This is a genomic window from Methylobacillus glycogenes JCM 2850, assembly GCF_000617925.1.
Classification (GTDB): domain Bacteria; phylum Pseudomonadota; class Gammaproteobacteria; order Burkholderiales; family Methylophilaceae; genus Methylobacillus; species Methylobacillus glycogenes.
In genome coordinates this window covers 19,293-40,106 of the sequence record NZ_BAMT01000010.1, presented here as the reverse complement: position 1 = coordinate 40,106, position 20,814 = coordinate 19,293, and the positions used below count along the sequence as shown (strand labels likewise).

At 54.4% G+C, this 20,814-nt stretch carries 16 protein-coding genes, 1 tRNA gene and 3 pseudogenes; 11 read left to right on the top strand and 9 right to left on the bottom strand.

What is annotated here, in order from left to right; genetic code table 11:
- Positions 1–206 precede the first annotated feature (206 nt).
- The 5 genes and pseudogenes from JCM2850_RS12540 to JCM2850_RS12520 form a co-directional block, all read right to left on the bottom strand.
- Positions 207–291: transfer RNA gene (locus JCM2850_RS12540), tRNA-Leu, on the bottom strand.
- A gap of 29 nt (positions 292–320) precedes the next feature.
- A complete protein-coding gene (secG, locus tag JCM2850_RS12535; RefSeq protein WP_025872250.1) occupies positions 321–656 on the bottom strand; it encodes a preprotein translocase subunit SecG in 336 nt (111 codons plus the stop codon).
- A gap of 23 nt (positions 657–679) precedes the next feature.
- A pseudogene (gene tpiA / locus JCM2850_RS19140) lies at positions 680–1,437 on the bottom strand (triose-phosphate isomerase).
- Positions 1,438–1,488: 51 nt separating this feature from the next.
- Positions 1,489–3,189 (bottom strand): single-stranded-DNA-specific exonuclease RecJ, encoded by a 1,701-nt coding sequence (gene recJ, locus JCM2850_RS12525; RefSeq protein WP_025872249.1) that lies wholly within the window; start codon positions 3,187–3,189, stop codon positions 1,489–1,491.
- Complete coding sequence (locus JCM2850_RS12520) at positions 3,189–4,169, bottom strand: hypothetical protein (RefSeq protein ID WP_025872248.1); 981 nt, start codon at positions 4,167–4,169, stop codon at positions 3,189–3,191. Before JCM2850_RS12520 ends, recJ begins: the two co-directional genes overlap by 1 nt.
- 73 nt (positions 4,170–4,242) lie before the next feature.
- Here JCM2850_RS12520 and JCM2850_RS12515 point away from each other — a divergent pair, with 73 nt between their 5' ends.
- The 8 genes from JCM2850_RS12515 to JCM2850_RS12485 all read left to right on the top strand — a co-directional run bounded on the left by JCM2850_RS12515 (position 4,243) and on the right by JCM2850_RS12485 (position 10,256).
- A complete protein-coding gene (locus JCM2850_RS12515; protein WP_025872247.1) occupies positions 4,243–4,695 on the top strand; it encodes a SixA phosphatase family protein in 453 nt (150 codons plus the stop codon).
- Positions 4,696–4,831: 136 nt separating this feature from the next.
- Positions 4,832–5,470, top strand: coding sequence for a nucleotide-binding protein (locus tag JCM2850_RS12510; RefSeq protein ID WP_025872245.1), 639 nt, complete (start codon positions 4,832–4,834; stop codon positions 5,468–5,470).
- Positions 5,471–5,487: 17 nt separating this feature from the next.
- Positions 5,488–6,153, top strand: coding sequence for a CYTH domain-containing protein (locus JCM2850_RS12505; RefSeq protein ID WP_025872243.1), 666 nt, complete (start codon positions 5,488–5,490; stop codon positions 6,151–6,153).
- Positions 6,150–6,971, top strand: coding sequence for a CHAD domain-containing protein (locus JCM2850_RS20595; protein ID WP_025872241.1), 822 nt, complete (start codon positions 6,150–6,152; stop codon positions 6,969–6,971). The genes JCM2850_RS12505 and JCM2850_RS20595 overlap by 4 nt, the downstream gene beginning before the upstream one ends.
- Positions 6,972–7,043: 72 nt before the next feature.
- The gene (locus JCM2850_RS12495; RefSeq protein WP_025872239.1) at positions 7,044–7,415 is read left to right on the top strand and encodes a DUF6394 family protein; all 372 of its coding nucleotides are present in this window, start codon (positions 7,044–7,046) and stop codon (positions 7,413–7,415) included.
- Between the two features lie 24 nt (positions 7,416–7,439).
- Positions 7,440–8,300 (top strand): potassium channel family protein, encoded by an 861-nt coding sequence (locus JCM2850_RS24075; RefSeq protein WP_369384898.1) that lies wholly within the window; start codon positions 7,440–7,442, stop codon positions 8,298–8,300.
- Complete coding sequence (locus tag JCM2850_RS24070) at positions 8,288–9,169, top strand: potassium channel family protein (protein WP_369384897.1); 882 nt, start codon at positions 8,288–8,290, stop codon at positions 9,167–9,169. Before JCM2850_RS24075 ends, JCM2850_RS24070 begins: the two co-directional genes overlap by 13 nt.
- Before the next feature lie 46 nt (positions 9,170–9,215).
- Positions 9,216–10,256, top strand: coding sequence for a M48 family metallopeptidase (locus JCM2850_RS12485; protein WP_025872237.1), 1,041 nt, complete (start codon positions 9,216–9,218; stop codon positions 10,254–10,256).
- Positions 10,257–10,362: 106 nt separating this feature from the next.
- On the opposite strand, the gene arfB is transcribed toward JCM2850_RS12485, so the two are convergent.
- From arfB to JCM2850_RS12470, 3 genes are all read right to left on the bottom strand, one after another.
- Entirely contained in the window at positions 10,363–10,788 is a 426-nt protein-coding gene (gene arfB, locus JCM2850_RS19130; protein ID WP_439645868.1) for an alternative ribosome rescue aminoacyl-tRNA hydrolase ArfB, read from the bottom strand.
- Between the two features lie 336 nt (positions 10,789–11,124).
- On the bottom strand, positions 11,125–11,967 hold the full coding sequence (locus JCM2850_RS19125; RefSeq protein ID WP_051525410.1) for a PoNe immunity protein domain-containing protein: 843 nt from the start codon (positions 11,965–11,967) through the stop codon (positions 11,125–11,127).
- 90 nt (positions 11,968–12,057) lie between these two features.
- Positions 12,058–12,453, bottom strand: a complete 396-nt coding sequence (locus tag JCM2850_RS12470) for a hypothetical protein (protein WP_148301264.1) — start codon at positions 12,451–12,453, stop codon at positions 12,058–12,060.
- An 826-nt stretch (positions 12,454–13,279) separates the two neighbouring features.
- Here JCM2850_RS12470 and aceE point away from each other — a divergent pair.
- The 3 genes and pseudogenes from aceE to lpdA all read left to right on the top strand — a co-directional run bounded on the left by aceE (position 13,280) and on the right by lpdA (position 19,195).
- Positions 13,280–15,934, top strand: coding sequence for a pyruvate dehydrogenase (acetyl-transferring), homodimeric type (gene aceE, locus JCM2850_RS12460; RefSeq protein ID WP_025872232.1), 2,655 nt, complete (start codon positions 13,280–13,282; stop codon positions 15,932–15,934).
- 113 nt (positions 15,935–16,047) lie between these two features.
- A pseudogene (gene aceF / locus JCM2850_RS19120) lies at positions 16,048–17,384 on the top strand (dihydrolipoyllysine-residue acetyltransferase).
- An 18-nt stretch (positions 17,385–17,402) separates the two neighbouring features.
- A pseudogene (lpdA, locus tag JCM2850_RS19115) lies at positions 17,403–19,195 on the top strand (dihydrolipoyl dehydrogenase).
- 113 nt (positions 19,196–19,308) lie between these two features.
- On the opposite strand, the gene JCM2850_RS12445 reads toward lpdA, so the two are convergent.
- The gene (locus JCM2850_RS12445; RefSeq protein ID WP_025872230.1) at positions 19,309–20,397 is read right to left on the bottom strand and encodes an LLM class flavin-dependent oxidoreductase; all 1,089 of its coding nucleotides are present in this window, start codon (positions 20,395–20,397) and stop codon (positions 19,309–19,311) included.
- Positions 20,398–20,814 lie beyond the last annotated feature (417 nt).

The window sequence follows — 20,814 nt, the reverse complement described above, 5'->3', positions numbered from 1 at the left end:
TAGTTTCTGGAAGATTCAATGCGTAAAACGCATCAATGACTATATTATTTCCTCAATATTGCAATCTGAAGAAACAGGAACTAGTACCTTGCGCCAATCCAGCGCGAGATGCACCAGCCAGCCCATAACCACACCACCTCGCGCAAAACTATAGCAACCCAAGACATAAAAAAACCCGTATGACCTAAGTCATACGGGTTTTTGTTTGGTGCCGACGGTGAGACTCGAACTCACACGGCTTTCGCCACTACCCCCTCAAGATAGCGTGTCTACCAATTCCACCACGACGGCATTGGGCTTTTCAGCCCGGTAAAACCAATTTAGTTGGGTACATCCTTAGCAGAGGAGGATTCTGCTGGTTTTGGAGTCTCAGATGCAGGCACAGATTTCACTACGGAATTTTGTACCACGCTGCCTTGTTGACCCCTATGGCTGGTCAGATAAGCGAGACTGAGGCTGGTCACGAAGAAGATGGCAACAAACACTGCCGTTGCACGACTCATGAAGTTGGAGGAGCCACTCACCCCGAACAGGCTGCCAGATGCGCCGCTACCAAAGGCCGCGCCCATATCTGCACCCTTGCCATGCTGCAGGAGAACCAGGCCAACAACACCCAGCGCAGCAATGACGTGTATAACTGTAACGATTGTTTCCATTCTCTCTACAATCCCCTGCCTGCCTAAATACCGCAAGCAGCGCGACAAATTCTTTCAAAATCAGCAGCGTCCAATGAGCATCTGCCAATCAGGCCACCGTCTATATCCGGCATAGACAGCAATTGTGCCGCATTTCTCGGATTTACGCTACCCCCATAGAGGATTCTTACGGTTTCGGCAGCGCGGGATGCAGGGCTGCCACACGCTCGCGTATGAAGGAGTGTGCCGCCCGGGCTTGTTCAGGCGTCGCGGTTTTGTTGGTGCCTATGGCCCAGACTGGTTCATAGGCAATGACCGCATGATCCAGCAGCGCACCGCCAGAGACCGAAAGCACGGCATCCAGCTGATTGGCGATGGCATATTCCATGACGCCAGACTCACGCTCCTGCAAGGTTTCACCCACGCAAAAAATTGGCGTAATGCCATGCTGCTTGGCAATGGCAAACTTGTCGGCAATATTGGCGTCACTCTCGCAATAGGCATTGCTGCGCTCGGAGTGGCCGACAATCACGTAGCTGGCACCAAACTCCTTGAGCATCTGGGCGCTGACTTCCCCGGTATGCGCCCCACTTTCTTGCGTAGCCACATTTTGTGCACCCCAGGCAATATTGCTGCCTTGCAGCAATTGCTGCGCCTGAAAGAGATAGGGATAAGGCACACACACCGCAAAATCGGCGTGATCCACACCCTGAAGATCGTTTACAAGCGTACGCAGCAACTGCTCGTTCTGCGCAAGGTTGCCATTCATTTTCCAGTTACCGACAACCAGCTTGCGACGCATAAGAAACTCGAAAAAAAGTTGATTGATATTACCAAGCCGCCAACGGCACGGTCAACGTGAGGTCGGCGCTTGCCAGTGTTGCAGGCAGAGTTGTACGGATTTCACGCCGCGGAATTCATTGACTTGCAACTGATACACCGCAGAGATACTTTCGGGCAGTAATTCCTCCTGGCGGAAAAAGATGGCATCCAGCACCCTGCCTGCTTTCTCCAAGCTAAGCTTGAGATGGCGCTCGCCGACAATGCGCTGACCCACAACGCGAAACTCATCGATGAATAATGGCGGAGGGAATCCCTGCCCCCAGACCTGGCGCTCAAGCGATTGCGCCATCTCCAGGGCAAAATCTTCCGCAGCAAGCGCGCCATCGACCTCTATCACCGCTTCTAGCTGTTCTGGCGTCAGCAAGCTCGCCACCACAGACTCAAACTCGTGGGCAAACCGTGCAAAATCCACTTCGCGCAAGCTCAGCCCGGCTGCCATGGCATGCCCGCCAAACTTGACCAGCAAACCAGGCTGGCGTTTGGAGACCAGATCCAGCGCATCACGCAGATGCAAGCCAGGGATAGAACGACCCGAGCCTTTGATCATGCCATCGCCTGCTTCGGCAAACGCAATCACTGGCCTATGGAATTGTTCCTTGATGCGCGAAGCCAGAATACCAATGACACCCTGATGCCAACCAGACTCAAACAGGCTCAGGCTATAGCGACCTGTCGCATCTATGCCATCGAGCTTGAGCAAGGCATCATCCTGCATGTCGGCTTCTATGCTGCGGCGCTCCTGATTGAGCTCATGCAGTTGCTGCGCCATCTGCTGTGCACGCTCTGCATCCTGCTCCAGCAGGCAGGCAATGCCTAGCGTCATATCATCCAGCCTGCCTGCGGCATTGAGTCGCGGCCCTATGCTAAAGCCCAAATCCTGTGGCCCTGCCTTGGCATGGTCACGGCCTGCCACTTTGAACAACGCCAGTATGCCGGGGCTGCACTTGCCTGCGCGTATACGGCGCAAGCCCTGCTCCACCAGAATACGGTTGTTGTCATCCAGCTTGACCAGATCAGCCACCGTGCCCAGGGCCACCAGATCCAGCAACTCGCTAAGGTTGGGTTCAGCCCTATCGGCATAAGCCCCGCGCAAGCGTTGCTCGGCGCGCAATGCCAGCAATACATAAAACATCACGCCAACCCCGGCCAGGTTTTTGCTGGCAAAATCACAGCCGCGCTGATTGGGGTTAACAATACAGGCAGCGTCTGGCGTTTCATCCCCGGGTAAATGGTGATCCGTCACCAACACCGGAATCCCCAGCGCTTGCGCCGCCTTGACGCCATCCACACTGGCAATGCCGTTATCCACCGTCAATATGATATCGGGCTGTTGCGTCGCAGCCAGGGCGACAATTTCCGGCGTCAGTCCATAACCATACTCAAAGCGATTGGGCACAAGAAAATCCACCTTGGCCCCCAGGCTGCCCAGGCCCTTGACCGCTACCGCAGTGGCGGTCGCGCCATCAGCATCGTAATCGCCCACCACGATGATGCGCTTGCCGTCTTCAATCGCGTTGGCGAGCAATACCGCCATGGCCAGGTTGTGGGTCAGGGTTTCCGGCGGCAGCAAACGCGCCAACGACACTTCCAGCTGCCCGGCTTCATGAATGCCTCGCGCGGCCAACAGGCGCGCCAGGGCAGGTCTGACACCAGCCGCAATCAAGGTCTCGCAGGCGCTAGCATCAACCTTACGTTCTACAATCTGTACCATTAAAAATACGCTTCCATTGCTTGCGGCTTGCGCCAGAATTTCAATAAATCATAGGGTTTGACAACCAACTGTCGCAGCCGCCCCTGCCAGGCAAAATACAGCGCCAATTCATGCAGCTTTCTACTGCGTAGAGCAGCCAGCAACAACTCACTGTAAGCAGACTGCCATTGCTGCAAGGGGTAGACCAGCAAGGCATCTTCACGCTTATTCAGCACCTGGGCCAAATCCGTCACGGGCAAGGCCTTGCTGCCAGACAACAGGGCCAGGCCTTGCACACTGGCATCATCGGTATAAACCTGCATGGAAACAGCGGCTGTAGATGCAGGCATCACGCCGCCACCATGCAGCCAGAGACTATTAACAGGCATTTCGCCCTGCGCTTCTCTGGCCTGATTAACTGCATGCCCGTGCAATAGCATTTGTATTTCGTTCAGCCGTGCGCGCCAGCGGGCGGCATCTGCGCCCTGCGGCATATACTCGGCAATATTCTGGCCCTGGGCGATATAGGGCGAGGTGGTGGATAGCACAGTGTCTGCTGGCAGGCGTAACCACCAGTGACCGCCGGGCGCGGCTTGAAACTGCAAATTATCTGCCGAGAAATGCTGATTAAGACTTACCCTTAACCCCTCTTCATGCGCCACGCTCAAAGGCAGCGGCACAGGGGCATTTAACAGAAATGAATCCCGCATCAAGGCCAGGTTAACCGGGCTGGCAAATAGCCAGTAATCTTGATCTGGCTGCTGGTCTTGATCTGGCTGCTGGGCTTGATCTACAGCGCTCGCCTGCTCACCCAAGCGCGCCAGGGCAGCCCAGGGGAAATCCTGCTGTTTGCTCACGCCAAACACGCCACACAAGGCGGCATCCAGCGCGCTTTGCTGCCACTGCAGCTTGCCATGCGCCAACAGCCGCAACATGGCGGCATCATGGCTGATATTGGCGATATATTCGGCAGTATCGGGTAGATAAATATGCAATTTCACACAGATGTCACTTTGTCATAATGCAAGTTGGGCGCTAAGATAGAAGGACATTCTCTGCTTAGCAAACCCATCTATGGATATTATTTTATGGCGTCACGCCGAGGCTGAGGAAGGCACTCCCGACCTGGCCCGTAGACTCACCGCCAAAGGTGAGCAGCAAGCTGAAAAAATGGCCGCATGGCTGAAGCAACACATGCCACCCAACACCCGCATTCTTGTCAGCCCCGCCCAACGCACTCAACAAACCGCGCAGGCACTAGGCCTGGAGTTTACCACGCTGGATGCGCTGGCCCCTGGCGCATCGCCACAAAGCATACTGGAAGCGGCTGGCTGGCCCCTGGGCAAGGACAGTGTGTTGATCATAGGCCATCAACCCACGCTAGGCATGGCGGCGGCCTATGCCATGACCCGTAGAATGCAGTACTGGAGCGTCAAGAAAGGCGCTATCTGGTGGATATGCAACCGCAGACGTGGCGAAGAAGAACAAACCGTCTTGCGTGCCATGCTGACGCCAGATCATATATAGCCCTGATAACTATATATCTAGCTATATATCAGATAGATAAAACTTGATAACTGGCCTGGGCAGCATTAGCTCTTGAACATCGCCCCCCTGCCAGCAGCAGCAAAAAAATAATGAAAAATAACCCCCAGGAGAAGACTTGAGCACAGTCTTGATTGCCAACCCCAAGGGTGGCAGTGGCAAAACCACGCTAGCCACCAATCTTGCGGGTTATTTCGCCAGCCGTGGCCGTCACGTTGTGCTCTCCGACATGGACAGGCAACGCTCCGCCTTGCAATGGCTGGATCGCCGTCCTTACAAGCTGCCCTTGATTCACGGCCAGGATGCACGTGGCAAGCATGCCATCAGCTTAAGCGCCGACTGGACCATCATCGACTCTCCCGCAGGCCTGCGTGGTGAAAAACTCAGCAATGCAGTCAAGGAAGTCGATTTCGTTATCGTGCCCATGCAAGCCTCTGCCTTTGATATAGGTGCCACACGCGACTTTCTGCAACTGTTGCAGGAAGAAAAAGCCGTGCGCAAAGGCCGTACCTTTGTTGCCGTCATCGGCATGCGCATTGATAGCCGCACCCGTGCGGCGGCAGGCTTGCAGGAATTTCTCACCGCCTCGGGCTTTCCCGCTGTGGGCAATCTGCGCAGCGCCCAGGTGTATGCCCTGGCGGCAGAACAAGGCGCCAGCCTGTTTGATATCCGCCCCTCCCAGGTGCAACGCGATTTGCAGCAATGGGCGCCTTTATTGCATTGGCTTGTCAACAACGACAAGCGCCTACAAAAATAATCTGACCAGGGAATATCATGCCTAACGAGATTGAGCTCAAACTGCGCATTGCCACTGCCGACATTCCGCAACTCAAGCGCCATGCGGCCATACGCAAACACCTGATAGGCAAAGCCCTCACCCGCCGATTGGTAAGCACCTACTACGACACCGACGACTTGCAGTTGATGGATCGTAAAGTCAGCTTGCGCGTCAGGCGCATGTCGGGTGGCTGGTTCCAGGCGGTCAAGGCTGCGGGGCACTCGCTCGCTGGTTTGCACCAGCGTTTGGAGTGGGAAGACATCATCTCCAAGGGTGAGCCAGACTTCACCAAAATAACCGACCCTTCATTGACGCCTATCTTTGACGACCTGACATTACGTCAGGCGCTGAAACCCATTTTCACCACCGATATGCAGCGCACCGAATGGCAGCTGGATTATGAGGGCAGCAAAATAGAGCTTTCCCTAGACAATGGGCAGCTGATTGCAGGCAAACAGCAACAGCCCATGGTGGAAATTGAGCTTGAGCTCAAGGATGGTCAGGTGGCGCATTTGTTTGCGCTGGCGCTGCAACTGCAAGCGGACATTCCGCTCACCATTGAAAACGTCAGCAAGGCACAGCGTGCTATGCCTATTACCGCAGCTTCCAGCAGCAAGTTGCCAAAGCCAAGTCCGCGCAAATCACGGCAGATGATAGCTTGAACCAGGCGCTGGAAAAATCTGGTTGGGAATGTTTACGCCAGCTACAAGCCAACCAGGGCTTGGCGCTGGAAGGCACCGAGATTGAAGGCGTGCACCAGATGCGTGTCGCCTTGCGCAGACTAAAAGTGGTGCTAAGGCTGTTCAAGCTGCATGACGAGGAAATCAGTGCAGACCTAAATTGGCTCAATACCCTGCTAGCCAAAGCCCGTGATTTGGATGTGATGCTGACTGAGACCCTGCCGCAGCTCAAACTGCCCGCGGCAGAAGCACAACAAGTGCAAGAACATTTCCAGCGTTCGCGTAAACGTGCTTACCAGGCGGTACGCCAGGGCTTGAATTCACAGCGCTACCAGCACCTGTTGCTGGCACTGGGCCACAAAATTGCCAGCGGCATCCCCCATGGCAATTCCCCTTTATCCAGCCAGGCTGGCCCGGCTTTGCAAAAGCTGCACAAGCGTCTGCTGCAACGCGGCAAGGGGCTGCACAAACTAGCCAGCAATGAGCAACACGAGGCAAGAAAATCTGCACGCCACCTGCGCTTTGCGCTGGAGTTTATTGCCCCGGCGCTCAGTGGCAAACGTGCAGCAGCAAAAACTGATGCCATGCTGGAGGAGATTAAAACCCTGCAAAGCCTGCTGGGCACGCTTAACGACACTGCCACTACTGCGCAAACCTTGGCATTGGCAGCCCGTCGCACCCCTGCCTTGCTGCCCGCAGCCCAACTTTGGCAGCACGATGCCGCGCGCCAGCTCAAGCGTAGCAAACCCAAGCTAAAAGCCGCCTGGAAGCAGTTCAAGCAGGCAAAAATCGCCTGGTAGAGATGCCCTCCAAGCCAAAATCCTCTAAACTCGCACCCATCTTGATAACCTGCAGAGCAAACTGAGAGCGCCATGAATCTGGAAAAAGTAGTCTTTGGCTTCTTCATCGTGCTGGCGATGACACTCAACTTTGGCTTTTTCATCGGTGGTAGTGATAACCCGATTTATCACCATATTTATGAGCTATACGCCGCCATCGTCGTCAACCTGATTGCCACCGTGCTCAAGTTTGGCGACCGCACGCAGATTGGTGCCATCCACCTTTCCACCAGCCTGGTAGCGGATTTGCAATTGATCGCGGCAGCCGTGGTGTGGGTGGCCTTCAATGGTTCAGATGAGGCAGGCACTACGGCACGCGTGGTCTCCCTCAGTGGCGGGGCCTTGCTGGCCAATATCACCTCCGTGATTCTGCTGCTGGCCGAAACCATCACGCTGCGCCGCTAAACCAACCGCCCACTCAGGCGCATAGTGAACAATATCTTCTTCCTGATCCTGCGGCGCATGCGTGCGCCGCTGATCACCGTGATCGTCACCTATACGATTGCGATTATTGGCCTGACCCTGATGCCAGGCGTGGACGACAAGGGCCAGGTCTGGCACATGAGCATCTTCGAGGCGCTCTATGTCGTCAGCTACACCGCTACCACCATAGGCTTTGGCGAAGTGCCTTACCCCTATAGCGCGACACAACGCTTGTGGATGACCTTCTCGATTTACCTGACGGTGATTCCCTGGTTTTACGCCATAGGTAAAATTATCTCGCTGTTTCAAGACCCTGCACTCAAGCAGGCACTCACTACCACCAGCTTTGCCCGCGCGGTGGAAAACCTGCATGAACCGTTTTATATCGTCTCTGGCTATGGTGAAACCGGCAGCCTGCTGGTCAAGGCGCTGGATCACAAAGGCATACGTGTAGTAGTTACCGAGCTGAGCCAGGACCGCGTGAATGACCTGGATCTGGAAGACTACCAGTTTGATATTCCGGTGCTGTGTGCCGATGCCATGCTGCCCGACACCTTGCTGCGCGCCGGGGTGCGGCACCCCATGTGCAAGGGCATAGCCGCGCTGACAGATAACGACCACGTCAACTTGGCGGTGGCAGTGGCGGCCAAGCTGCTCAACCCCAAGCTGACTGTGCTGGCGCGTGCCGAGGATGATGAAGTTGCGGCCAATATGGCCTCATTTGGTACGGATCACATACTCAACCCCTACACCCTGTTCGGTGATCAGCTAGGCATGGAAGTGCATGCCATAGGCACATATTTGCTGCACCAATGGTTGACAGGTGTGCCGGGTGAAACCCTGACCCTGCCAAAGTGCCGCCCATAGGCAAATGGATAGTCTGTGGTTATGGCCGCTTTGGCAAAGCGGTGGTGGAGAATCTGGAACGTGAGCAAATCACCACCGTGATTATTGAAGCCGACCCTGAACTCACGCATTGCGAACAATGCGTAGTGGGCAGCGGCACCGATGCTGCCACGCTCACCGAGGCGGGGATTGAAGGCGCGGTAGGCATCATCGCTGGCACCAACCACGATATCAACAACCTTTCTATCGTCATGACCGCGCAGCGCCTCAATCCCGAGCTGTTTGTGGTGGTGCGCAAAAACCGCCGTTATAACGAACCGCTGTTTGAGCACTCCAGCGCCGATATCTCCATGGACCCCAGCGACATCATTGCCCATGAGTGTCTGGCGCGCATGATCACGCCTATGATGACGCACTTCTTGCGCCTGGTACGCACGCAAGACAACAACTGGGCCAATCACCTGATCAGCCGCCTGGTGGAAGTGGTGGGTGAAAATGTGCCCGAAGCCTGGGGCGTGACCATAGATGTAGAACACAGCCCCGCCGTTGCCAACCTTATCGCCTGGGGCTTGCCCGTCACCCTCGATGCCCTGATGCGCGACCCGGGCAACCGCACAGAAAAACTGGCGCTGGTGCCGCTGATGCTGGTGCGCAGCGGCCATTACGAACTGCTGCCTGATGCAAGCACCCCACTCTTTGTGGGCGACCGCTTACTTTGCTGCGGCACCCCTAATGCCAAGGCGGCACAACCTATATCACTAAGCAATCACAAAACCTTGACCTGGATTATCAACGGGCGGGAAATTGCCGATGGCTGGCTATGGCGCTGGATGACCAGAAAAATCACCCGCCTGCGCCGCGCAGCCAAACCCAAAGGCAACAGCAGTTAATACCAAGGGGACATTCATCAACACGTCATCATGAAAGGGGAGTTTTATGATACGCAACACTACACTCAGCCTGCTGATCATGGCCTTAAGCGCATGTTCAGCACCCGTCACCCGGCAAGCAGGCATAGACAATAGCCACAGCGAAACCGAAAAAACCCTGCAACGTGAACTGGCTTTTCAAAGCCAGGTAAACCGCAGCCTCAAGGCGCAGCGCATAGGCTTGCCCATACTGCGCGAATCCGCCAGCCATTGTGGCAGCAATACCGCCCCCCATCTGGGACTTTTGGCATTCACACGCGCGCATTTCAAGGGCGAGCTACAAGAAGCCGCCAGCAAACATTGGCAGTTAAGCGATGAATACAAAATTGTTGAAGTGTTTGCCAACAGCCCCGCCAGCAAGGCAGGCCTGAAACCTGGCGATGTGGTGATGCGCATCAACAACCAAGCAGTGACCCCCAGCAATTATGAACTGCGCAAACTGATTGCAGGACCCTACACCACAGGCCTGCCAGTGCCTGTAGACATCATGCGTGCCGGAGAAGCGCAAACCCTGACTCTGGATATGGAAGTCATCTGCAACTACCCGGTCAACGTGGTGAGCAGTGATGCCGTCAACGCCTATGCCGATGGCAAGGCCATCTACATCACCAGCGGCATGATGCGCTTTACCGAAACCGATGAAGAACTGGCCACCGTCATCGGCCACGAGCTGGCCCACAACCAGATGGATCATATAGGCAAACAATCCAACAACCGCATGCTGGGCGTTATTCTTGGTGCTATCGTCACCGTGGCCACAGGGGTGGATGTCACCAACCTGGGCGGCAACATGGGCGCAGGCGCGTTCAGTCAGGATTTTGAGGCAGAAGCGGATTATGTTGGCATCTATGCCACCGCCAGGGCAGGCTATGACATCAAGCAGGCCCCGAACTTCTGGCGCAGAATGGGTGCAGAGCACCCGGCAGGCATAGCGCACGGCGCATCACACCCCAACACCGCCAATCGTTACCTGGCGCTTGATAAAGCCGTGCAGGAAATTGCCGAGAAACAAACCGCAGGTCTGGCACTGGCCCCCAACCTTAAATAAGCCAGCGCCTGCTTAAACCAGGGCTTGAAGAGCAATGCAGACGCGGCAGGGCATCCCCGCCCTGCCGTCAGCATTTAACTATCAACCACCTTGCGCCGCAAAGCCTTCACCTCTCCACGCTGACTCTTGCCCTCCAGCCTGCGCCGCTGTGATCCGCGCGTAGCTGGGTAGGCCTGCGTGCCTTGGGCACCACCGCCACACTACTCACCAACTCCTGCAAACGCCGCAGTGCATCTTCACGGTTCAACTCCTGACTGCGGTGCAACTGAGCCTTGATGATAACCACCCCGTCACGCGTAATACGGTGATCATGCAAGCGCAACAAGCGCGCCTTGATATGCTCAGGCAGGCTGGATGCGCGCACATCAAAGCGCAGATGAATAGCGCTGGATACCTTATTCACATTCTGCCCCCCTGAGCCTTGAGCGCGTATTGCGGTCAACTCAGCCTCGTGCGGCAGAATCTGTAGATCATGTCCTTCCAACATGTCGTCATGATAAATAAAAATGCAGGGCTGGCGAGCATTTTCCATGCAGGCACTCCCTAAGAATGAATGGCACAGGCGATAAGTGGGAATTGTTAAGTTGGGAGAGGTGGTAGATATGGGAGGTTGTGAAAACCTTCCCTTGCTAGTGCCAACTTTAGGGGTAATTTTGTTGCTCTGAGGCTGGATAGTCATAACCTGAGTAACTCTTTATCTTCACATAGTTCTTAAGATAGTTATGGAAGGCAACGACCAACAGACTCAAGGCAAGCCCAACCCTCATAAAGCGTTAATCCGGTTTTTTACCAAAATAAGTCAGGATTCTCTCTAGCCATCCTTGAAAAGGTTCAGGCCGATAAGGATGGGTGCTGGGGCCATCAGGTCTTAACAAGTCACCGGGATAATATCATGTCCTAGACAGGCACTGTCATCAAGATTAAAAGCCTTGACGGCCGCCACTGCTTCCAGGCACCAACGGCCAAAATAGCAGCCCCCGGCAAGACGACTTTTAACTGGGTCTCCAAAGGTGTACCACCACAGTTCATCATGGCCCTTGCGCTCAAGTTCTGCATACCAATGCTCTACAAACTCTCGCAATAATGCTGCTTGTTCTGCCTGGGGAGCATCAATGGCCTTAAGCATGCGCGCATAAGGTTTGCGGTGCAGTAGCTTGCCCCCTATCTGGCGTTGTGGCTGGCGGCTGGCGATTACGCGATCCAGCAGGATGTCTTCGCCCTCACCTCCTACCAATGCTAATAGGCGTTGCCATTGCGCATCGGGAATGTTGAGCGACAAGGCCAAACCAACCAGCCAGAAGCACCAGTTATAGTGGTTGAGGTTATGTAGATCAAAGGCCCAGGAACGGGGGTCATTGTGCCCTCGTGGGTCTTTGGTCACTCTGGGAGGGCCAAATGCGCGTCTATAATCCCAACCTTGCCCTGGCTTCAGGGCGGCATTAAGTTCTGCTGCAAGTTGGTTGGATAGCTCCCAAGCTTCAAGTAGGCCAGGGAAAGATTCGGCTAACTCGTGAACATTGTCGCCGCGGGAATAACGACAAACTATGTAATAAAAAATTATGTTTTTTGCGAGATCGAAAACATATTGAGGGCGAAAATCGGGATTTTTACTTGGCACGCTAATTTTCTGCCAACGTTCATCGGTAGTTTTTCTGCCGAATTCGACCCATTTGTTCCAGTAATGTAAATCCCCGAGTGGTGCCCTTATCATGGCTGTATCTCCATCAATGGCATGGTGTTAATGATTTAATATAAACACAACATCTGGCATAACAACTACCATTAACAACGCAATGACCTTTCAATCCTTTTCTTGATCATTTATTTGCTTAAGATATTTTTCCAATATCCTGACATCCGAAGGGTCTGCATTCACGCTCCTATCAAAACGGGCGTACCATTTCTCCAGTGCCAATCTGTCTAATTCTAGGGCTTTTGGCACTAAATCTCGATAATAAATCACGAGATCATCTGGTATGTCTGGAGCCGTTGCGCAAATAATTTTCCTCGTAAGATTATTGTCTTGCAAAAACTTCAAGAGATAACCTGTCGTAATTTTTTTACTAAGTCTAGCTTTCTGAGTCATCTCAGGGGTTTTTTCTTCAAAAACACTAAAAGCATCCTCAAAATAAATATTTGGAAATTTTTCCAACAATTCATCATATGTCAATAATTTCTTTCTTTTATTTATCATCATAATTTCCTTTCTATTCTTGAAACACTCGTAACTTCTAACAATTCACCTGTCCGTCGGTCCCTAATGAATTCCCCTCCAGCTTCTGCTGCCCGCGCGTCTATTGCAGACAAGCCCAGTGCCAGACACCCACCGCAGATGGCGCTGCAGATTGGACTGAACGACATTTTCCGGGCTGAAGTTTGCTCAAGTGAAGATGTTGCTTGCCACGACAATAAACGTTTGCTGAACCAGCTAAAGCGCAGGAGAAAGACGCGCATGACTTTGGTGCATAGATGTGAGGACAGGATGAAAAGCATGCACAAGACCCAGCGTTTTGACATTTATAAATTAGCAAAAGTAAAATATTAATGTCAAATCCCTTTTCAAATTATGGTTAATTTTTAGGGAGCATCCGCATTTCCATCGCCATTTCTGCCCGTCGAATAAAGGCCTGGTGCTGTGCAAACAAAGGCTTGCAGCAGAATGTCCAGATCGGTATAGCGCCAAGAATGGTAAGAGTGTGTCAGGCGGGCAGGCTATGCGCGGTTTTTGCGGCTGGCGGCCGCATGTGGCAAAGACTAATCGGTATAGAAAATCTGGGCAGATTTTGTTGATTTTGCACCACGGCTGAGCATGGCTTGTTGCAACCCAAGTTTTCCCTTGTATTTAGCAGCTTACCGCCTGCCATTCAGTGCTTGTCGCGCACTGCAAAACTTGACCTAAACAGTCAAAAAAGCCAATATAGCGGCTTCAAAACGGCATCAAGCCAGCGATTTGGCAATGCTTGGTGCTGCATCAGGACCTGATACCCCAGCGTATCTTAAAAAGTTTCCCGGAGAATCCTTACATGGCATTGACCCCCGATATTGACCCTCAAGAAACCCAGGAATGGCTTGATGCCATCTCATCGGTACTTGAGAACGAGGGAACCGAACGCGCACATTTCCTGCTGGAAACGCTGATCGACAAGGCACGCCGCTCAGGTGCTTACTTACCCTACAACGCGACTACCGCCTATGTGAATTCCATTCCATCTCACCTGCAAGCCAAGCATCCAGGTGACACCGCCATGGAGCGCAAGATTCGCGCCCTGGTACGTTGGAACGCCATCATGACCGTACTGCGCGCCAACGAGAAATCGCCAGGCGTGGGTGGTCACATTGCCAGTTTCCAGTCTGCGGCTACGCTGTACGACACTGGCTTTAACCACTTCTTCCGCGCTGCCAATGAAAACTTCGGCGGTGACTTGATCTACTTCCAGGGTCACTCCTCTCCAGGTGTGTATGCCCGTGCCTTCCTAGAAGGCCGTTTGACCGAAGAGCAGATGTCCAACTTCCGTATTGAAGCGGAAGGCAATGGCTTGTCTTCTTACCCACACCCTTGGCTGATGCCTGATTTCTGGCAGTTCCCTACCGTATCCATGGGCCTGGGGCCATTGCAGGGTATTTACCAGGCACGTTTCCTTAAGTATTTGCACGACCGTGGCATTGCCGACACATCCGGCCGCAAGGTCTGGGTGTTCTGTGGTGACGGTGAAATGGATGAGCCGGAATCTCTGGGTGCCATCTCGCTCGCAGCGCGTGAAAAGCTCGACAACCTGATCTTCGTGATCAATTGTAATTTGCAGCGTCTGGACGGCCCGGTACGCGGCAACGGTAAGGTCATTCAGGAGTTTGAAGCCGCCTTCCGTGGCTCTGGCTGGAATGTGCTCAAGGTATTGTGGGGTTCTTATTGGGATCCGCTACTGGCCATGGACAAGGACGGCCTGCTGCGTAAGCGCATGGAAGAGTGCGTGGACGGTGAATACCAGAACTTCAAGTCCAAGGGTGGCGCTTACACGCGTGAACACTTCTTCGGCAAGTACCCTGAGCTTAAGGAAATGGTGGCCGCGATGTCTGATGAAGATATCTGGCGCCTTAACCGTGGTGGTCATGATCCGCATAAGGTTTACGCCGCTTACCACAGCGCGGTTAACCATGTTGGTCAGCCTACCGTCATCCTCGCCAAGACCGTTAAGGGTTATGGCATGGGCCAGGAAGGCGAAGGCCAGAACACCACCCACCAGCAAAAGAGCATGGGCGTGGAAACTCTCAAGGCATTCCGTACCCGCTTTGATCTGCCCCTGACCGACGAACAAGTAGAAAACCTCTCCTTCTACCGTCCGGCTGAAGACAGCCCAGAAATGCAATACCTCAAGTCGCGCCGTGAAGCGATGGGTGGCTTTGTGCCTTCCCGCCGCCGCAAGGGCAATGAGTTGACCGTGCCTGAACTGTCCGCTTTCGAGAATATGTTGGGCGCGACTGGTGAGCGTGAAATCTCTACCACCATGGCCTTTGTGCGTATTCTCTCTACCTTGGTGCGTGACAAGCAGATCGGCAAATACGTCGTGCCTATCGTGCCTGACGAAGCTCGTACCTTTGGTATGGAAGGTATGTTCCGTCAACTCGGCATCTACTCCTCCGTTGGCCAGCTTTACGAGCCACAAGATGCTGACCAGGTGATGTTCTACAAGGAATCCAAGGACGGTCAGATTCTGGAAGAAGGTATCAACGAAGCGGGTTCCTTCTCGTCATGGATTGCAGCGGCAACGTCTTACAGCGTCAGCGGCGTTCAGATGATTCCGTTCTACATCTTCTACTCCATGTTCGGTTTCCAACGTATTGGCGACTTGGCATGGGCGGCGGGTGACTCACGTTCACGCGGCTTCCTGCTTGGTGCCACCGCAGGCCGCACCACATTGAACGGTGAAGGTTTGCAGCACGAAGATGGTCATAGCCACTTGATGTCGGCCACCATCCCCAATTGCATCTCCTATGACCCGACCTTTGCCTACGAGCTGGCGGTGATCATTCAGGAAGGTATGCGCCGCATGGTGCAAAACCAGGAAGATGTGTACTACTACATCACCCTGATGAACGAAAACTACACCCACCCTGCTCTACCCAAGGGTGCTGAAGAAGGCATACTCAAGGGTATTTACCAGTTCAGCAAATCCAAGAACAAAGGCCCGAAAGTGCAATTGCTGGGCAGTGGCGTGATTCTGCGTGAAGTGATCGCCGCAGCTGAGCTGCTGGAACAAGACTGGGGTGTCTCTGCCGATATCTGGAGCGTGACCAGCTTTACCGAGCTGCGCCGTGAAGGCCTGGATGTTGAGCGCTGGAATCTGCTCAACCCAGAAAAGCCACAGAAGGAAAGCTATGTCGCCAAGTCCTTGAAGAAGGCTGAAGGCCCGGTGATTGCTTCTACTGATTACATGAAGTCGTTTGCCGACCAGATTCGCACCTTTATCCCGCAACGCTATGTCACGCTGGGCACTGACGGCTATGGCCGCTCAGACTCGCGCGAGGCACTGCGTAGCTTCTTCGAGGTGGATAGATTCCATGTGGTGGTAGCCGCGCTGAAGGCACTGGCGGATGAAGGCAAGCTGCCAGCAGCCAAGGCCGCCGAGGCACTGAAGAAATACAATATCAACGTCAACAAGCCCAACCCGACCACGGTTTAAGCTTGAGACTGGCCGCCTAAAGGCAGGCTAGTCATGATCCTGTAAATGCCCGCGCAAACTGCTGCGGGCATTTGCACAAGACTGCTAAAGATTTTTCTTAAGGAACATGAAGCATGGCAATTAAAGACGTACTCGTTCCCGACATCGGCAACTTTGACAGCGTGGATGTCATTGAAATCCTGGTCAAGGCCGGTGATTCCGTTGCCAAAGATGACTCGCTGATTACGCTGGAGTCCGACAAGGCCTCCATGGACATCCCTTCTCCGTTCTCCGGTACGGTGAAGGAAGTCAAGATCAAGCTTGGTGACAAGGCCACTCAGGGCACCCTGATTTTGACCCTGGACGCCGATGAAGCTGCGGCTACTGCTGCGCCTGCTGCCGCACCGGCTCCAGCTGCAGCACCCGCGCCAGAAGCGCCAGCGCCTGCAGCCAGCGCACCTGAACCCAGCCGCCCTGCGCCTGAACCACCCAAGACCATACAACCCGCAGCAACCCCTAACCCGATAGCCGCCAGCGTGGAAACCGCGCCAGGCAAGCAGGCACATGCCAGCCCATCGGTACGCAAGTTTGCGCGCGACCTGGGTGTCAATCTGTCTCTGGTCAGCCCTAGCGGCCCCAAGAACCGCATTCTGCAAGAAGATGTGCAAAACTTCGTCAAGGGCGAACTGAGCAAGCCACGTGGTGGTGGCATTGCCACGGCTGGCGGCTTGGCGGTGAGCCAGGCACCTGTCATCGATTTCAGCCAGTTTGGTGCTACCGAGACCAAGGCGCTGTCGCGCATCAAGAAGCTCTCAGGTGCCAATCTGCACCGCAACTGGGTGACTGCCCCGCACGTCACGCAATTTGACGAAGCCGATATCACCGATCTGGAAGACTTCCGCAAGTCCATGTCGGCCGAGGCTGAGAAACGCGGCGTCAAGCTCACCATGCTGGCCTTCCTGATCAAGGCTTCGGTCAACGCCCTGCGCACTTACCCCAACTTCAATGCATCGCTTGCGCCTGATGGTGACAGCCTGATTCTCAAGCAGTACTACAACGTCGGCTTTGCCTGCGATACGCCTGATGGCTGGTAGTCCCTGTGATCCGCGATGTGAATCGCAAGGATGTGCTTGAAATCGCCGCTGAACTGGGCGAGCTTTCTGCCAAGGCACGTGAACGCAAGCTGAAGATTGAGGAAATGCAAGGTGGTTGCTTCACCATTTCCAGCCTGGGTGGCATAGGCGGTACCGCTTTCACGCCTATCATCAACTGCCCTGAAGTCGCCATTCTTGGCGTTTCCCGCTCCAGCATACAGCCGGTGTTCAACAGCAAGACGCGCGAATTCGAGCCACGCTTGATTCTGCCGTTGTCGCTGTCCTACGATCACCGCGTGATTGATGGCGCTGATGGCGCTCGCTTCACCAGCCACTTGCGCATGATGCTGTCTGATGTGCGTCGCTTGTTACTGTAAGCAGTCTAAAGGTTAGAAATGAGCAAATTAACTGAAGTACTCGTGCCCGATATCGGCAATTTCGATAGCGTTGATGTCATCGAAGTGCTGGTCAAGGTCGGCGATACCATCGCCAAGGAAGACTCGCTGATTACCCTGGAATCCGACAAGGCTTCCATGGATATCCCTTCTTCCCACGCTGGCGTGGTGAAGGAAATCAAGGTCAAGGTTGGCGACAAGGTAGCAAGGGTGCATTAATTCTGCTGGTGGAAGCTGAAGCTGCCGAAGCTGCATCTACACCTGCGGCTACACCCGCACCTGCACCTGCCCCCGCGGCGGCTCCAGCCAGTCAGGCACCCGCTGCCAGCCCTGCGCCAGCTGCTAGTTCAATCCCTGCTGCGCCCAGTGGTGATTCTGATATCAACACCGAAATCGTGGTACTGGGCTCTGGCCCTGGTGGCTACACTGCCGCTTTCCGCGCGGCTGACCTCGGCAAACAAGTCGTGCTGATCGAGCGTTATTCCACCCTGGGTGGCGTCTGCCTCAACGTCGGTTGCATTCCATCCAAGGCCTTGCTGCACACCGCCAAGGTCATCACCGAAGCCGAAGAAACCAGCCACCATGGCGTCAGCTTTGGTCAGCCACAGATAGACCTCGATACCCTGCGCAACTGGAAAGCTAATGATGTTGTGGCCAAGTTGACTGGCGGCCTGGCACAAATGGCCAAGCAACGCGGTGTTACCGTGGTGCAGGGCGTGGGCCAGTTCACCAGCCCTCACCAAATTGCGGTGACCGCTGCCGATGGCAAGGTCACTACTGTTGGTTTCCAAAACGCCATCATCGCCGCAGGCTCACAAGCCACCAAGTTCCCCGGTGCGCCAGAAGATGAACGCATTATGGATTCCACTGGTGCCTTGGCGCTGGCTGATGTGCCCAAGAAACTCCTGGTCATAGGTGGCGGCATCATAGGCCTGGAAATGGGCACGGTATATGACGCGCTGGGCAGCAAGGTCAGCGTGGTCGAGTTTATGGATGGCCTGATTCCAGGTGCTGACCGTGACTTGATCCGCCCCTTGCAAAAACGCATGGAAAAACGCTTTGAAAGCATCATGCTCTCGACCAAGGTCGCCAAGATTGAGGCTAAGCAAGACGGCATACACGTCAGCTTTGAAGGTGCCAACGCGCCTACAGAAGCCCAGATTTATGACCGCGTGCTGGTGTCCATAGGCCGCAAGCCCAATGGCAAGAATATTGGTGCTGAAAACGCAGGCGTGGCAGTTGATGAGCGCGGCTTTATCGCTGTCGATAAGCAAATGCGTACCAACGTGCCGCACATCTTTGCGATTGGCGATATCGTCGGTCAGCCCATGCTGGCACACAAGGCCACGCATGAAGCCAAGGTGGCCGCTGAAGTCATCGCCGGACACAAGGTGGAGTTCCAGGCCATGGTGATTCCATCGGTAGCGTATACCGACCCTGAAGTGGCATGGGTAGGCGTAACAGAAACCGATGCCAAGGCCCAGGGCCTGAACATTGAAAAAGCCTCCTTCCCCTGGGCTGCCAGTGGCCGTGCGCTATCGATTGCGCGCTCTGAAGGTGCTACCAAGCTGATTTTCGACAAAGACACTCACCGTGTGATCGGCGCTGGCATTGTGGGCGTTAACGCAGGTGAACTGCTGGCGGAAGCCGTGCTGGCCATCGAGATGGGCGCAGATGCGCATGATCTCGGCCTGACCATACACGCGCACCCTACGCTGTCGGAAACTATCTGCTTTGCCGCTGAACTGAAGGAAGGCACTATCACCGATATGTTGCCGCCAAAAAAGAGATAAGCTTTAGCTAACTCAGGCTGGCAAATAAAAAAACGGCGCTCCGGAGCATATCCAGAGCGCCGTTTTGTTTTGTGCTGTGGCTGGGAGCTTAAACTACCCCCATGCAGTTTTACTTAGGCAGCAGCCTGGCGGGCCTTGGCTTCATCGCGGCGCTTCACTTCCTCACGCACGGTAGAGATGATGTAACGGCCATAATCAATCGCGTCGTACAGCGGCTCATAGCCTCGATTGAGGAAGGTGGTCACCCCTAGATCGTAGTAATCCAACAGTGATTGCACGATGGAGTCAGGCGTACCCACCAGCGAGGTGGTATCAGCACCTGTACCAATCGCCGTAGAAGTGGCCATATAAAGATTACGGTCATGACGGTCACCACGCGCGGCAATTTCTTGCTGGCGCAAGGCGCCACCCGCGTGCAGACGATTTTGTACAAAAGGCGTGGTGCCTTGATGGCTTTGCTTGAGACGCTCGACAATCTCATGCGCACGCTGCCAGGCAATTTCTTCAGTGGGGCCTATGATCAGGCGCGCCGACAGACTCACCCGTGGGGCAGGCACGCCAGCTGCATCGGCCACCCCCTGTAGTTTGGCGATACGCTCCTTTATATCCGCAAGCGGCTCAGCCCATAGCGCATAAAGATCGGTATGGCGTACCGCCACTTCATAAGCGCCATCTGAGGAGCCACCGAGTGAAATCGGAATATGGGGCTGCTGTAAGGGCTTGAGCGGGATATACGCATCCTTGAGCTGGAAGTATTTGCCTTCATAATCAAAAGGCTTGTCCGAAGTCCACAAGCGTCGCACGATATCCAGATACTCCCCGGCACGTTCATAGCGCAAGGCTTTATCAGCCAGGGTATCGCCATGTTCAGCATCCACCGCATGGCCAGTAATGGTGTGCAAGCGTATGCGTCCGCCCGTAATATGGTCTAGTGAAGCATAGGCGCGCGCTGCCAGCGTGGGGCTTTGCAGCGCGGGCCTGTGCGCAATCATAAAGCCCAGACGCTCGGTCTGCGAGGCCGCATAGGCCGCCAGATAAGCGGGGTCAGCGCCACCATTGGCAATCAGCACGCGGTCAAACCCAGCATGCTCATGGGCGCGTGCTAAATCACGCAGATAATGCAGATCAAGCTTTTCACCACCGCCTTGACGCGGGCTGTACTGGTTGCGCGCAAACAGGCCGCCAACAAATTCCACGGGCATTTCATCACTCCTGAATCGGTTTATAGATATGGGTTTTCTCAGCTCATGCCGACGCAAGCTCCATGCCTGACGCAGGTGCACAAAAAGGTGCGCCGAATCAATCCATTACATTCAACACCCAGCAAGGCAGTGTATAAAAATCAGCAAATATCACGCCCGTCTGCACGCTTGGCAACAGCGTGGGTTGGCCCAGCAGCACTGCTGGGTTTCTTGGTAGCACCGTATATTCAGTGCACTAATCTGCGCCTGTTGTTAAAGGCTTATGCATCACAAAACCACTGCCTGTTTCTTGTACAGCTGAGCTGCTCATTCGCAGGCAGCTGCTGGTGAGCCATCAGCAGGCACAATTATTAAGCTATTGTTTTTATTTAAATTATTTTCTGGCACAGAATTTGCCGACAACCCCCAAGTTGTTAA